This is a genomic window from Nostoc sp. NMS7 (genome assembly GCF_017115085.1).
Lineage (GTDB): Bacteria > Cyanobacteriota > Cyanobacteriia > Cyanobacteriales > Nostocaceae > Nostoc.
Map to the genome: position 1 here is coordinate 1 of NZ_JABXKJ010000158.1, position 14,949 is coordinate 14,949.

Here is a 14,949-nt window from a genome sequence, read left to right on the forward strand (position 1 = left end):
CTTTGAACTCCGTCAACGAGTCTTTGAACTCCGTCAACGAGTCTTTGAACTCCGTTAACGAGTCTTTGAACTCCGTTAACGAGTCTTTTAGCTCCGTTAACGAGTCTTTGAACTCCGTCAACGAGTCTTTGAACTCCGTCAACGAGTCTTTGAACTCCGTCAACGAGTCTTTTAGCTCCGTCAACGAGTCTTTTATACTCGTAAATACGCAATTATGGCAAAGTACAGACGTTGCATTACAACGTCTGTACACACATCAAATTTCCACCAACAATCCTTAACCCAAGCATATTGGGTGACAGCAGTTTAGTGGCAATTGTCGCAATGTCCGCAACGCCAGTTAGCTGCTTCTTTATCAAAACCAAAGGCGTTTAACAAAAACTGCCAACGACACTGCTTGGTAGTTAGATAGTGATGCATTTGTTTGGTGGCGTGTAATTGTGTTGGTGGCTGAGTTTCCGCTTTTTGTGCAATGCTGTAATGGAAAGGATCAAGCCAGTTTAACTGACCACTGCTATGGAGTAATGCTAAAGCGATCGCACCATCAGGAAATTGTCGCATCACTGCATTCACTTCTCCCTGTTTCGGTAATTTTTTCACAAGTTGCTGCGCTATTTGTTGTTGCGATCGCATTTGTTCGTGAAAAAACTCCTGTCTTTGCTTATCCTCTGGATCTAACCACCCCGTAGGTTCACTCACTAATGTCAGCGCTTCTGCTGGTTTCCCATCTCTTCCAGCGCGGCCTATTTCTTGCACATATTCAGACAGCAGATGCGGCGCATGAAAATGAATAACCCACCTGACATTGCTTTTATTTATCCCCATACCAAAGGCGCAGGTACAAACCACAAATGGTATTTTACCACTTAACCAACTTGCTTCTACTTCACGGCGTTCTGTTGCACCCAATCCCGCATGATAACTAGCTGTGGCATAACCCATGTCTGCTAACCATTCAGCTAAATCTTCGCTATCTCGCCGAGTGCGAACATAAACTAATCCCGATTGTTGCGGTCTATTTTGAATAAACTTTAATAATTGTTGTTTCCTACCTCGTGGTGTCCAAGCGATGCGAATGCTGAGATGCAAGTTAGGACGGTAAGGATTCAAACGGAAAATCTCTGGTTGCTGTAATTGTAAAACTGTTTGAATAATCTTTTGGGCTAAGGGGTCAGCAGTAGCCGTAAAAGCGGCGATGCTGATTTTTGTTCCTGGTGGTTTTGATTTTAGCAATGCCGGACGCACCGCCCCTAATCTGCGATAAGCTGGGCGAAAACTATCACCCCACTGTACTAAACAATGGGCTTCATCCAAAATTAAGGCATTAATTTGCAATTGCGGCTGACATAATCTTTCCCAGACTGGCGCACTTAGCAAAGTTTCTGGCGATAAATAAAGTAATCTTAGCTGTTGACGTTCTAAAGCTTGCAGAGTTGCACGGCGTTGAGATGGCGATAATTCACTATGTAAAAGCGCTGCTTTCTGATGGCTTTGTTGTAGTTCCTGTACTTGATTTTCCATCAACGCCACCAAGGGCGAAACTACCAAAGTTAATCCTGTTTGTAGCAGTGCGGGAAGTTGAAAACAAATCGATTTTCCTCCACCTGTGGGCATAATAATTAGCGCATCTTTTTGTGCTAATAAACTGCTGACAATTTCTCCTTGTGGCGGACGAAAATCTTCATAACCCCAGATTTTTTGAAAAGCTGCACGAACTTCTTGCCAAGATTTTGTTGTAGGCTGATTCATAATCAATAGTAGATGCACCCATATCCTTGAATACTGAATATAGCCTCTACTTTCCAAGTGATGGTTCAGTAATTTCATCATCTTAGGTTGCAACGCACTGACTGCAAGAAGGGAGCATCTCAGTGAAAGCAAATGCACCATAAATCGACTCCCCCTTAATCCTTTCTTGGTAACTAAGTGCAGGATTTCGCAAGTTCGTAGCGAATCTTCTTAAAAAACTCTGCGTACCTCTGCGCTTTCCTCAGCGTCCCTTTGCGTTTAAAAACGCTACGAATTAATGCAAAGCTGTACTAAGGGAAACAATATTTCTGCCCCCTTTTTTTACTAAGGTGAGGTTTAAAGAGCTTTCTAAGAAAGTGAGATGCTTCCCTGCAAGAATGAATTAGAATTAATTATTACGCATCAACCAATTAAATAGAATATTCAGCCAGATGAACGAACAATTAAAACATAAATTTTACATTAGCACCGATAAACCTAAATTAGATATTCAAATGATTCCTGATTTTTTACAAAGTTCCTATTGGGCTGAAAACATCCCGTTAGCCACTGTGGAAAAGGCAATCAAAAATTCTTTATGTTTTGGACTTTATGAAGGCGATCAACAAGTTGGCTTTGCGAGATTCATCACTGATTATGCAACTTCTGCGTTGTTAAAAGATGTTTTTATTCTGGAGCCTTATCGAGGACAGGGTTTAGGAAAATGGTTTGTAGAATATATTTTGGAATATCCAGAATTCCAAGATGTTCAAAGGTGGATGTTAGGCACAAAAGATGCTCATGGACTTTATCGGCGTTATGGGTTTAAAAATTTGACAGAGCCAGAAAAAATCATGATGCGTTTAAATTCTAATGCTAATCAAGCATAAGCGATTTCTAAATTGGGCAAAGCCCATGTAAACCAGTTTCACTCGATCAGCGCTCCCAGTTATTTACTAAAAGCGCTGATCAAGCGAACTATTTGACTACAACAAAATAAAAATTAGTGACTGTTCTGATTTTGGGAATGGAAGGGACAACCACCTGCGGTTAATTTCTCAAGAAAAACATTATTATCAAAATAATGCTCTAAATACTCAATCTTCAAATCATCAGTCACGCGAGCAATACTAACTCCTACGATTTCTACTGTTTCCCCTGTGGGTGCATAGTCTTTATAAGAACCATTAAATGTTCCCCAATGTCGCCACTTAAAGGTAACATTAGGCGGACCCGAAAGGACTTCTGTCAATTCCCAAAGGAAGCCATTACGAAAAGCATTATGAAAAACCTCAAATGAAGATTCAAAGGTTTCTGTTTCAGAGCTATAATGCTCACTTTCACCCAGAAACAGGTTATAAGTACCTTGCTGGGCGACCTCTTGAGCAGTGAAGTGTTGCCCCCCATTGCTACTCATCTTAAACTTATCAGTAACAATGGAAAGCCACTGTTGGGGATTAGATTTATTAGAAGCTTCCATCTCAAAAGTTCGGACTAAGTTTTGAGCGATCGCTTCTAAAGAACCTTCTGGATGCTGAAATTTACTCTCTTGATGAAGAAATTCATTGGTGTAAGAATAATCCGGGCGTATTCCTTCTCGCCATTGTACTTCTTCATCATGAGCAATCACTATATCTCTATCTTGTACCCAGAGCGGCAATTCTGGAGTTTTTTCGTTACTCATACAAGCTAGCTGACTATAAACATCATTTTTTAGAATAAAGTTTTATGGATATTAGGTAAATCTAAAAATCTAAAAAAGTAAACAATATTCATAATGAACTCAATAGACTTGACTTTTTGCCAAAATTAAAATATGAACAAAAAGAACCACAGATACACACCTATATTTAGCTATGTGTATCCATGGCTATTTCGTTCTAGACAGAAACCGCCCAGAACTGAAGTTCAGGGCTAATAGCTAAAGTCCGTTAAAACGGACTATATTTTATAACCTTTTCTTAGTCGTCTTTAGACGACTTTCGCTATTAGACTCAGAATTCATTCTGAGGCGGACTAGATGAGAATGAAATAGCCCTGATGTATATCTGTGGTTCGATTTAACAAATCTCAACTTATGCAATAAGTCTAATACAGTGTTGCATCCAACTGCGAATCAAATGACTGTATTCTTTAGACTTTCTGTGCAGATACTTCCTCTTGCTTTTGTTGAGTTTGCAATGCAGAATACAACCTATTCAACGCATTTACATAAGCTTGCGCGGATGCCACAATGATATCTGTGTTCGCCGCATGACCGGAAAATACTCTAGATTCATAACGTAAACGAATCGTCACTTCTCCAATGGCATCAATACCGGCTGTTACTGACTGCACAGAAAACTCAATCAACTCGTTGGGTACATTCACCACACGATTGATGGCTTTGTAAACTGCATCCACTGGCCCAGTACCGATCGCAGCATCGGTTAATTCTTCACCATTTGGGGTGCGGAGGGTGACAGTAGCAGTGGGACGGGCGTTACTACCGCAGGAAACTTGCACCAATTCTACCCGGAACAAATCGGGTGCTTGTTGGATTTCATCGTTAACGATCGCTTCCAAATCCCAATCAGAAATTTCTTTCTTTTTATCTGCGACATCTTTGAATCTGACGAATGCTTTATTTAATTCCGTATCTGACAGTTCAAAGCCCAATTCTTTTAACCGAGTGCGGAAAGCATTTCTCCCGGAATGTTTGCCCAAAACTATTTGATTGTCTGTCAAGCCAATCAATTGGGCATCCATAATTTCGTAGGTCAGCCTGTTTTTTAACACCCCATCTTGGTGAATCCCAGACTCATGGGCAAAGGCATTCGCCCCCACGATCGCTTTATTTGGTTGTACTAACATTCCCGTCAAATTGGAAACTAAGCGTGAAGTTTTATAAATTTGCCGGGTGTCGATATTTGTCAGGGATTCTTGAGAATCTGCTGGTCTTCCCAAATAGGGGTTAAAATATTGTCGCCGCACATGTAACGCCATCACTAATTCTTCTAGTGAGGCATTTCCGGCACGTTCGCCAATCCCATTGATTGTACATTCTAGTTGCCGTGCGCCATTTTTCACGGCTTCTAAGAAGTTAGCAACTGCCAAGCCTAAATCATTATGACCGTGAACTGAAATAATCGCTTGGTCGATATTGGGGACATTTTCGATAATCCCCTTAATCATCGCTCCAAATTCGCTAGGGGTTGTGTAACCCACAGTATCGGGAATGTTAACTGTTGTTGCACCGGCTGCGATCGCTGCCTCTAAAACTTGGTAAAGAAATTCTGGATCGGTACGCGCCGCATCCATCGGCGAAAATTCTACATCTGTCATGAAGGATTTAGCATAAGCTACCATTTCTTGGGCGATCGCTAACACTTCTGCGCGTGACTTTCGCAACTGATACTCTAAATGAATATCAGAAGTCGAAATAAATGTGTGAATTCTAGCGTTAACTGCTGGTTTTAATGCTTCGGCGGCGGCTTCAATATCTGCTTTTATCGCCCTTGCCAAACTGCAAATTATCGGACCATTTTCTATCCCGACAATTTGAGAAATCTTCTTGACTGCTTCAAAATCTCCCGGACTTGCAAAGGCAAAGCCTGCTTCAATTACATCCACACCCAGACGCGCTAATTGCTTGGCAATAACTAGCTTTTCGTCTATATTCAGAGTTGCTCCTGGACACTGCTCTCCATCTCGCAATGTCGTATCAAAAATGATGACTCGATCTGTTTTGTTTGTCATTTGCGGTTTCTAGTTTAGTTTAGACTTGTGGCTTAATATATCTTCAACCTTAGTTTTTCTTTTACTCTTACCTTTGTAAAAAATTGCTAAGGCTACTAACCTTCAGTTTTTTCTATTTGTTCTCTGATATCATTTAAATCTATATATCTATCAGTAGCATTACGTAGCTCTCTCGCTATCATCCCTTCTGTTGATACTACTGTGATATGTGTATTTTTGGAGCGTAATAGCTCGATTGCTCTTTCAAAATCTCCATCGCCACTGAATAATACTACTCGGTCATACTGGTCTACTGTATTAAACATATCTACAACAATTTCAATATCTAAATTTGCTTTTTGGGAGTAACGACCAGAGGTATCATCATAATATTCTTTCAGAATTTTAGTTCTAACTGTATATCCTAGACTAATTAGAGCATCTCTAAAACCTCGCTGATCTTGTGGGTCTTTTAAGCCAGTGTACCAAAATGCATTAATTAATGTTGTTTCTGATTGCTCATGTTTGAAGTATTCTAAGACTCGCCGAGGGTCAAAAAACCAACCATTTTTTTGTTGAGCATAGAACATATTGTTTCCGTCTACAAAAATAGACAGACGATTCATTGGAGAACCCATACAAATTTACACCTAATCATATAAATGAATTTAGATTGAACAATAGATTATAGCAATTCTCTAATGACAAGTTTGCTAATATCTATAAAGTAGCCTTTGAACTATAGCTTTTATCCTACCTCTTTCAAGGCATAAAAACGGTTGCAACATTGGAGTTGAGATACTGGGTGCTAAACCTTATTCACCTCCGGCACCCCAAGAGCTACCCTTTGCTCAAAATCTACCAATAAAATTGACCCAGTAACAGCATTCATCGCTGTATAACACTAAATTTTACTCCTAAAGAGGTATAGCATAGGCTTAAGGTAGGATATAAGTTAATGCCTATCTATAGGTAAAGCTTTCACCATCAGGACACGCTTTGTGGGGAGTACCAATATTGCACCAGAGACAGAAGACGGACTTGGGACAGCTTCTGGTACATCGACTTAGGAACCTACCTGTTGGTTGGGTTGGGGTGAAATCTCGCCGCAACCAAATGCACAGGCGGAGTATATCCAGCTCTAATTTGTGGGACAATCACTCTTTTATAACTCACTCAACAGAAAAAGAATAAGTTAGGCAATGCCTAAGTAGGAATCTCTTGGGGGCTAGCTCTGGTAATAAAAGTTTGTTGATGAATAGAAGATACTTTACAAATGTATAAGATTGTCATTTAAGTCTTATTTCAATGTGCTTGTAGTAAAACGTGGTCTGAATAAATAAAAGTGTTGGACTTAAATCAATCAGTAACACGATATGGCAGAAGAACCTACATCTACCTTAACTAAAAACTATGTCTCTCTTGCCAATAGACTGTCAAGTAAACCGACAAAAGTAACTTCCACAGCATCGGCTTGCAAATCTAAGTGGATGGTTCGCTTAGGTCATCTCCTCGCTGGTGCTTGGGTAATCGGGGCAGCACTGCTGAGTGCTTTTGGTGGGGAATTGGTTCAATTGAGCGAAAATCAGGCGCTTTCTGACTTTTTTCAACTGCCTAGGCCGATTGTGCCTCCAGAAGACATCGTAATTTTAGCAATAGACGATCAGTCAATATCACTTCCCGAACAGTACTATAAAACAGATCCGAAACAATATATCTACGTATAAACACTGAAATCTTTTCCTGATAAGCGTGCTGCATCTAACTAAATAATCACAAAGTTAATTAAAGCAGGTACCCGATCTGTAGCCGTAGATGTCGTTTTGACACGCCAAGTAGTTATGGAGTTACTGACGATCGCCAACTCCAAGCAGCATTGCAAAAATATGGCAGCCAAATTACTTTAGCAACCGTCTACGAAAATTCCTAGACGCGCCAAGGGTCTTTTATGCAATTGATAGACCCACAACAGATGTTTCCTACCTATCCTGTTGCTGCTAGTAACAGCAATAAACCCATGTCAGGTGTGGAAATTCACGCCAATGCGATCGCAACTTTGATGTCAGGTAAAGCGATCGCCCCAGGAATTAACAGCCTACCATTGCGGGGTTTATTTGTGCTAATTCTAGTTGGCAGTACAGCCTTGATGATTAGCACACCCAAGCGTAGTCTCAATAGATTTATATCTAGCCTCGCCTTATGTGGTACTTAGGTAGGAATTAGCTATGGTTTATTTGTCTATGGTCAGTTAATTTTTCCTACTACTGTACCAATGATTGCGATCGCAATGATTCGATTTGTTTGCTCTAATTGTTTTTTATGTTCATCTAAAAAATCGACAGTTTTACAAAAATGAGTGCAGGTCAAACAAGCATTGGCATGGGGTAAGAACCTGCGACTATAGGAAGGGCGCAAGTGCCATTTGGTAAAGCTTGACTTAAAATATTCTTCTTAATCCATTGCGACTCTGAACTAATAGATCGTACGTCTTCAGCATTCAAAAATTAAATCGCCTTCTTTGCGTCTTTGCGTAAGGTAAAAATCAAACAAAGGCGGGTGCGGGGGTTGAACCCGCTAATCCCCACAATGGTGGAGACATAACCGATAACCCTAAATTCTGCGTCCCCGAAAGGCAAGTTGTGAACAAGGATAACCCGCCATGAAGTATGAAGGATAAAGTGTTTCATCCTTTACCCTTCAGCAATATCTACAATTCACCCGTAGCTAGCATCTGGATGATCCGAGGCGTACCTGGGTCGAACCCTGCCAAATCCCAAGACAGCGAATCTTCAGGATCTACCAAAGTAATCTGGTAAGGTGTCAAGGTGACATACACCGCCTTGACGTTAGGATTTACCTTTTTGCGGTACTCCTTCAACGCTTGACTTGGATACTTATTTCCCGCCCAGCTTTCCGAGTCAGTCCAAAAGCAGACTACATCAGCTTTAAACTTATTCTTAATCATCCAGTCGTAAGCTACAGATGCATCCGTTCCGCCGAAGTTTTGGTTGCTAGCTTTGCGAACCGCAGAACTAAAACTATCTTTAGCAGTGATACCTAATTCACGGAATTCAGTAGCAAAGCCGCGAATTATGTATTTTTTCTCTGCTTTTGCTGTCACTAGTGCCATTGTGGTGGCAATTTCACAACAACTTAGTCCCATATCTGCAACCAAGCTACCCAGAGAACTGGAAACGTCTACGGCGTGCATAAAAAATCCTTTTATTTTCTCTGGGAAAAAACTTATGTGCGATCGCAGCACCATGTCACATAAGCAGAAGGTAATAAAGGTATAACACTTACCTAATAAAGGTTTTGCCGACAAATTTGCCGCAACTTTGCCAAAAGATACAAAAAAGTAGCCAAATTTTTGCCAATATAATATTATTTCCTAAAATTCACTTGGCAAAAATCGGCATGAGTGAAAAACCCATAGAAGGTAACGGCAAGGCTTTTCTCGTTCTACTTTTGCCCATCTCGTTTTTGATTATTTTCCTGATTGCCACCTGGAGGATTTTACTGGCGGTAATTTTGCTGGTAATTGGCTTCAAGGTTTGGCAGGAATATCAATGGCAACAGTGGACTATGCGAGTTAACCCAATTTTTCATCAGTTGGTTCGGGAAAATCAGGGCAGACTGACGCCAATGGACTTGGCAATCAGGGGCAATTTTCCGGGAACAACGGCAAAACGCTACTTGGATGGTAAAGCCTCGGAATTTGGTGCTAGTGTACTGAATTCTGAAGATGCAGGGCAGTCTTATTACTTTATAACTGCCAGCATTCTCGGCAATATTCTTGACAGTAGTGAGCCTGTTAAAGAGCTTCCGGCTCAACCAGTTACTAAAACTGCGCGATCGCTCCTAGCAGCACCACCAACCCTACAGGAGGAAGAACTAGAAACTGAATCACTCCCACAGCTAACCCATGAGTCAGCTAAACGATCGCTGGAAAAACAGTTAATTTTTGGCTCTCTGATTCAATCTGAACTTGCCAAACGGCTAAATGTCTATTCCAGTACGGTTTATAAACGGCGAAATGATCCAGAGTTTCCTGAGTGGAGTCGTAGCAAAGACCCTGATGGTATTGCCTGGTCATACGTGGAAAAAACTAAGGAATTTTTTCCATTGGAAGAAGGTTAAACAATTCAAAATTCAAAATTCAAAATTAGAATGATTGAATTTTTGTTTGTAACCCAACAGCTTCGCTGATGGTAGCTAATTTGTTTTCTTCTAGTTTGTCTAGCAAACCTTGAAGAATTCGGCGTACCATCAGTGGTCCTTCGTAAATCCAGCCTGTATAAACCTGGATCAGGCTAGCACCAGCAGTAATTTTCTCCCAAGCATCTTCAGGAGAAAAAATGCCACCAACGCCAATAATCGGGATTTGTCCTTGGGTTTGCTGCCAAATAAAACGAATTACCTCAGTGGAGCGATCGCGCAATGGTTCACCGCTAATTCCCCCAGCTTCATCCTGGGGGGATTTGCCCGTTTGGTCAATCACCTGGGTTTTTAGACCATCACGCCGGATGGTGGTGTTAGTGGCAATAATCCCCGCCAGTTGGTAGGTTTTAGCAAGAGTTATAATGTCAGCGATCGCTGACCATTCTAAATCTGGCGCTATCTTGACAAAAATTGGTTTTTGTGTAGTATTTTCTTGTTGTAATAAATTCAAGATCGCACTGAGCATAGAAGCATCTTGGAGCGATCGCAATCCCGGTGTATTGGGAGAAGAGACATTCACAACAAAATAGTCTCCCAAATCCTTGAGTAAGCGAAAACTATCGAGATAATCCTGTGCGGCTGCTTCTAGGGGAGTTACCTTAGATTTACCTAAATTTATCCCTATAGGTATTGACTGCCTTAACTCCTGTTTTTCCTGTGTCAAACGTGCCGCCATTGCTGCTGCACCACGATTATTAAAGCCCATCCGATTGAGAGCAGCTTTATCCAACGGCAAACGAAACAAACGGGGACGCGGATTTCCTGGCTGTGCGTGAAAAGTTACAGTTCCTAATTCTGTAAAGCCAAAACCCAGGTTAGACCAAATGCCAGCAGTTACTCCATCCTTGTCGAAGCCAGCTGCTAACCCTACAGGATTTGCGAAGTTTAGCCCAAACAAATTTTGTTCTAGGCGGGAATCGTACAGACATAAGGACTGCTTTAGGCGTTGGTTTACCCAACTAGCAGGAGGGCGATTGGCTGTTTGCGATAGCCAACTAAAACTGCGAATCGTCTGTTGGTGTAACCACTCGGAATCGGTTTTTACCACATTGAACAAAAGCGGACGAATGGCAAATTTATAAATATCCATTAGCTTTTATAAAGAAGAACTCAGAAGTCAGCAGTCAGAATTCACTCCAGAATTCTCTACCAGTGGGTAATAAGTCCGCAAACGTCATTACGAATTACGTTAGCGTTCGCGTAGCGTCTCGTAGAGAGCGTCATTACGAATTACGAATTATTTTAAATAGACTGCCGCGCTTACTCTTTAGCTTGTCGGAGTTCTTCTTTAGCTTGTCGGAGTTCTTCTTTAGTTAGCCGCACTTCTTCGGCAATCTGGCGCACTTCTTCGGCAGAATTTCTAATTTCTTCAGCAAGCTGTCGCTGCTTCTCTTGTGAAATCCTAGTGTCTTCGGCAGACTCTCGCTCGTTTTCTTGTGAGAGCCTTGAATCTTCGGCAGACTCTCGCTTTTCCTCTGAGACTTGTCTCTGCTCCTCTAGAGCATCAGATGAAGTTTCGCCCATTTCCCTAGCACTCCATAATCTAACTTCAACGAACCCCTTAGCTAGAACTTTCAGCAAACACCCCTGGCAATATTACTCAGGATGCTTTTTTGGGCATCTTATATATTACAAGCTATGTTAACCAATAAATCAGATGGGGCAGCCGCAAAAATCTATAGCCGCCGAACAGCAGATCCTCTCGTTGGCACGTGTCCTCCAGAGCCTCAGAGAAGAAGATGATGTTGACGTTCTGATTGAAACTACTATTTCTTATCTCAAAGAGCAGTTTGACTACAGACTGATTTGGATTGCTCTTTACGATCGCCTGAATCACACATTGTTTGGCAAAGGTGGCACTACACCTGATAATGATACGGTCTTTTTACGGCAAAGAGTTGTTCTTAGTCCTGGAGATTTATTAGAGCAAGTAGTGATTGAACAACATCCCTTGGGTGTAGCTGATTTACAAACTGAAATCCGCGCTGCCGAATGGCAAAAAATTGCCAAAAAATTCCACATCAAGGGAACGATTATTTTACCAATTTGCTATAAAGATTGTTGCTTAGGCTTGCTGTTACTAGGTTCAGAACGCTGGGGCTACCTACTAACAGGGGAAGCAAAAGCTCGTTTGATGATGGTTTTAGGCGAACTGGGGGCAGTGATTTCTCAAAATGAGATGGATTTGCAGCACAAGCAAACTAAGAGAACTGACGAGCCATTGTTAGAATTGCTGGAAAATTTACGCAGCCTGACTAACCTTAATCAAAGACTTGAAGCAGCAGTGCAAGCAACTCATAAATTTGTCTCCCCCAGTCGGACAAATGTTTACTGGTTTGAGCGGGAAGGGCGCTACTTTTGGTGTCGGATGAGCAATCAGCTTGTCAAACTTGATCGCAATTCCAACAGTCAGCAAGCAGCAGGAATAACTGTACAGGAGTTGAGCGACTTTTATTATGCTTTGACAGTTAACCAAATTGTCTCGATTGGTGATGCACACAGTTCCCTAAAAAGCCATTTTACGGCAAAATTACTGCAACGGCTGAAGGTGCGATCGCTCTTGGCATCTCCGATCATCTGGCAAAAGGACTTAGTAGGTTTTCTGGCGGTAGAAAGCAATGAACCTCGGAACTGGACGGAGGCAGACAAAAATTTTGTCCAGGGTGTTGCTGGCTTTATCTCGCTGGTGGCATCTAGCGAAAGTATGGAAAGCACTATCAAACAGATTCAAGAGGATGCTCAACTGACTAGCCAAGTTGCCCAAGGTATTTATAGCGAACATGACCTTCAGGATACTTTACATAGCTGTGCTAAAAAAGTTTTAGCTCGACTAACTGCGACGCGATTTTTACTGTTGCAGTATGATTCTGAGCAGAATAATTATCAATTTATTTATCAAAATCAGCCCCATAATCGCCGACCGTTGACATTTACTCTTGATACTCTCAAAGAATTAGATGGGCAGCTTTTGCAACGTTCAACTCAAGCGGTAGAAATTCAGAACTTAGATGAAGATTTACGCTTTTTTAATTGGCGTCCCTTGTTGTTAGAAAATAGTGTGCGATCGCTACTTGTTTGTAAATGCACTCACGAGCATATACCAGGAGCGCTTTTAGTGATCACTCACGAAAGTCATCATTCTTGGACAACTTTGGAAAAAGAATTGCTGTGGGCTGTTAGTCAACAGATTGGAGTCATTGTTCGTCAGTGGCAATTACATAACCGCACCACCCAGCAGCAAAAAGTTTCGCAGGCATTTGAGCAATGCCTACGCATCCTGACGCAATCCCAGAACAGCAAAATTGAGGTCGAAAAAAAGCATTTAGAACGTACAGCACTCGAACAAATAGCATCGATTTTGGGCTGTCCCCTAGCGATACTGCTATCTTGGTTGCCTGGTAAAAGTTGGGCAGAAATTATCCCTGGAGTGATTGACAATAGTCAATTTGGGATTTTTTCTGATGCATCTATTCCGATCGAGGCTGAAGCCTTAATTCAGTGGGCACTTGTTACGGAGAATTACCTGACTTTGAAGGTGGATAATTTACCCCCGGAAACCCGGAAATGGTTGAAAGCTCCAGACAAAGGTCAAATTTTGGTGATGGCATTACGTACCAATGCTGATTATGAAACCACAGGTGTAGTGTTGTTGGCAGACTATCAAGAGCGTCGCTGGTCAGAACAAAACCTCAGTGCGATCGCAACTCTAATTTCTCTATTAGCTTGGTGGCGTCGTGAAAAGCAAATTACCCAACTTCTAGAATCCACAACAGAGGAATTACGACAACTCAACTGGTACAAACATCGTCGCCTTGAGGAAATCCAAAGAATAACGGCGCTGTCCCTGAAACAAATACATGATTTGGGTATTCCTACTAATGAACTGACTCAGATGCGCTACCAACTATTGCTACAGCAGTTAGATCACACAGTTACCTCCATGAGTGGAATGCTAAAACTTGAGCAGTGGCGGCTACATATCAGTTGGGAAACTATGTCCATAGTCAGTTTACTGAAGCGATCGCTCGAACGCATCGAAAATTTACTTAAACAACAAAAGCTGTGGATTGGTGTACATGGTTTGGGACAACAAATTGAGGAAAAAGAGTCGCCAAAGAATTCTTCATTAGCCAAAGGTGTTCCTACCTCAAATGCTCAATCTGCAATGGCGATCGCTGGTGATATTGTTAAAATTGAATTAGTTATCCATGAATTATTGGTTACTGCCTGTAACCGTTCTCAAACTGGCGGCAGAATTGATATTTGGTGTCGCCGTTTTGATGCATCTAAAAACCTAGATGCAAAGCATTCTTCTGCAAACGTAGGAACTGATCATCAGACATCGCTAGAACTGTCGATTACATACAACGGTGCGATCGAACCACAGTTACTCACGGAACTACATGATAATACATCGAAAGATGTGCTTGCTCACTCCAACCTCGACCAACCACCAGCCTTACATCTGCTAATCTGCCAAAACCTCATGCAGGAGTTGGGAGGAGAGTTGAATTTCTACCAATTACCAGATAATCGGGTAGTTAGCCGCTTGTTGTTGCCGTTAATTGGTCATGATTCTTAGAGGATGTTTGAAAAGTATTGGGCGGATAGAATTCGCTACTACACAAACGTTACTCCTACGCAGAAGCAAGCTACGCGTAGGGTCTGGCCGAGAAGTCCACGGAGGTGGACTAAAGAATAAGAATTAAATAACATACAATTTATCTCCCTGGCTTACCTCACCCTCAATCCCTCTCCGATATAAAGGAGAGGGAGGCTAGAGACAGGATGAAGTTTTGCATTTTATTGAATCCACTTAGCCGCTCTCAATCGTGGAAAATTTCTGCTGAAGAATTTCAGAAGCAACTTATCCCCTTTGTTCGCCAGCAGTTTGAGCAATTGAGCAATTTGTCTATTGGGGAAGTATTAAAACAATCAGATTTAATTCCCGCAAATACTGCCAATTTGCGTTTGAATCAACTTTATAATAGCGCTAACTTGTTGCTGCGAATTCAGGATATTGACACTAATTTAAACCCAACTTCTCAACGGGAAACTACCCTCTGGGTGGGAGCAAAAGATAAAGAAGAAATTTTTGCGATTTACAGTCGATTTAGTCGCACTTTAACCGCCTTGGTAGCTGAAGATGAGCAGAGGTTGTGTGTTTTGACGCGTTCGTTGGGCTTTCCGGCTTATTTTCTCAATCAAATTGAGTTTTATCGAGACTGATATGAACGGACTCAGAGTGAACAAATCGATGAAGACGAAAACATTCCCGATTTA

At 41.6% G+C, this 14,949-nt stretch carries 13 protein-coding genes and 3 pseudogenes; 6 read left to right on the forward strand and 10 right to left on the reverse strand.

Translation table 11 applies throughout. From position 1 onward, the window contains the following. Positions 1–212, reverse strand: a pseudogene (locus HWQ38_RS16520) (hypothetical protein); the annotation flags it as partial. 94 nt (positions 213–306) lie between these two features. Then, on the reverse strand, positions 307–1,749 hold the full coding sequence (locus HWQ38_RS16525) for an ATP-dependent DNA helicase RecQ (RefSeq protein WP_292795269.1): 1,443 nt from the start codon (positions 1,747–1,749) through the stop codon (positions 307–309). 431 nt (positions 1,750–2,180) lie between these two features. Between HWQ38_RS16525 and HWQ38_RS16530 the strand changes: the two genes are divergently transcribed. Continuing rightward, a complete protein-coding gene (locus tag HWQ38_RS16530) occupies positions 2,181–2,618 on the forward strand; it encodes a GNAT family N-acetyltransferase (RefSeq protein ID WP_292795270.1) in 438 nt (145 codons plus the stop codon). A 113-nt stretch (positions 2,619–2,731) separates the two neighbouring features. Here HWQ38_RS16530 and HWQ38_RS16535 read toward each other — a convergent pair whose 3' ends face one another. From HWQ38_RS16535 to HWQ38_RS16545, 3 genes are all read right to left on the reverse strand, one after another. After that, the gene (locus tag HWQ38_RS16535; RefSeq protein ID WP_292795271.1) at positions 2,732–3,412 is read right to left on the reverse strand and encodes a SnoaL-like polyketide cyclase; all 681 of its coding nucleotides are present in this window, start codon (positions 3,410–3,412) and stop codon (positions 2,732–2,734) included. A gap of 449 nt (positions 3,413–3,861) precedes the next feature. After that, on the reverse strand, positions 3,862–5,466 hold the full coding sequence (locus tag HWQ38_RS16540; RefSeq protein ID WP_292795273.1) for a 2-isopropylmalate synthase: 1,605 nt from the start codon (positions 5,464–5,466) through the stop codon (positions 3,862–3,864). A 95-nt stretch (positions 5,467–5,561) separates the two neighbouring features. Continuing rightward, entirely contained in the window at positions 5,562–6,083 is a 522-nt protein-coding gene (locus HWQ38_RS16545; protein ID WP_196517317.1) for an NYN domain-containing protein, read from the reverse strand. Positions 6,084–6,821: 738 nt separating this feature from the next. Between HWQ38_RS16545 and HWQ38_RS16550 the strand changes: the two genes are divergently transcribed. Beyond that, on the forward strand, positions 6,822–7,172 hold the full coding sequence (locus tag HWQ38_RS16550; RefSeq protein WP_292795275.1) for a hypothetical protein: 351 nt from the start codon (positions 6,822–6,824) through the stop codon (positions 7,170–7,172). 221 nt (positions 7,173–7,393) lie between these two features. After that, complete coding sequence (locus HWQ38_RS16555; protein WP_292795277.1) at positions 7,394–7,657, forward strand: hypothetical protein; 264 nt, start codon at positions 7,394–7,396, stop codon at positions 7,655–7,657. A 65-nt stretch (positions 7,658–7,722) separates the two neighbouring features. On the opposite strand, the pseudogene HWQ38_RS40475 reads toward HWQ38_RS16555, so the two are convergent. The 3 genes and pseudogenes from HWQ38_RS40475 to HWQ38_RS16565 all read right to left on the reverse strand — a co-directional run. Continuing rightward, a pseudogene (locus tag HWQ38_RS40475) lies at positions 7,723–7,913 on the reverse strand (transposase); the annotation flags it as partial. A 36-nt stretch (positions 7,914–7,949) separates the two neighbouring features. Beyond that, positions 7,950–8,132 carry a hypothetical protein gene (locus tag HWQ38_RS16560; protein WP_292795279.1) on the reverse strand — a complete coding sequence of 61 codons (183 nt, stop codon included), beginning with the start codon at positions 8,130–8,132 and terminating at the stop codon, positions 7,950–7,952. Positions 8,133–8,152: 20 nt separating this feature from the next. After that, positions 8,153–8,659: pseudogene (locus tag HWQ38_RS16565) on the reverse strand (TROVE domain-containing protein); the annotation flags it as partial. Positions 8,660–8,862: 203 nt separating this feature from the next. Between HWQ38_RS16565 and HWQ38_RS16570 the strand changes: the two are divergent. Next, complete coding sequence (locus HWQ38_RS16570; protein WP_292795280.1) at positions 8,863–9,585, forward strand: hypothetical protein; 723 nt, start codon at positions 8,863–8,865, stop codon at positions 9,583–9,585. Between the two features lie 25 nt (positions 9,586–9,610). Here HWQ38_RS16570 and HWQ38_RS16575 read toward each other — a convergent pair whose 3' ends face one another. Continuing rightward, positions 9,611–10,756: a quinone-dependent dihydroorotate dehydrogenase gene (locus HWQ38_RS16575; protein WP_292795281.1), complete on the reverse strand. Its 1,146-nt coding sequence runs from the start codon at positions 10,754–10,756 to the stop codon at positions 9,611–9,613. Positions 10,757–10,926: 170 nt separating this feature from the next. Continuing rightward, positions 10,927–11,190, reverse strand: coding sequence for a hypothetical protein (locus HWQ38_RS16580; RefSeq protein ID WP_292795283.1), 264 nt, complete (start codon positions 11,188–11,190; stop codon positions 10,927–10,929). Between the two features lie 133 nt (positions 11,191–11,323). On the opposite strand from HWQ38_RS16580, the gene HWQ38_RS16585 reads away from it, so the two are divergent. Next, complete coding sequence (locus tag HWQ38_RS16585) at positions 11,324–14,248, forward strand: GAF domain-containing protein (protein ID WP_292795285.1); 2,925 nt, start codon at positions 11,324–11,326, stop codon at positions 14,246–14,248. A gap of 206 nt (positions 14,249–14,454) precedes the next feature. After that, the gene (locus tag HWQ38_RS16590; protein WP_292795287.1) at positions 14,455–14,895 is read left to right on the forward strand and encodes a hypothetical protein; all 441 of its coding nucleotides are present in this window, start codon (positions 14,455–14,457) and stop codon (positions 14,893–14,895) included. Positions 14,896–14,949 lie beyond the last annotated feature (54 nt).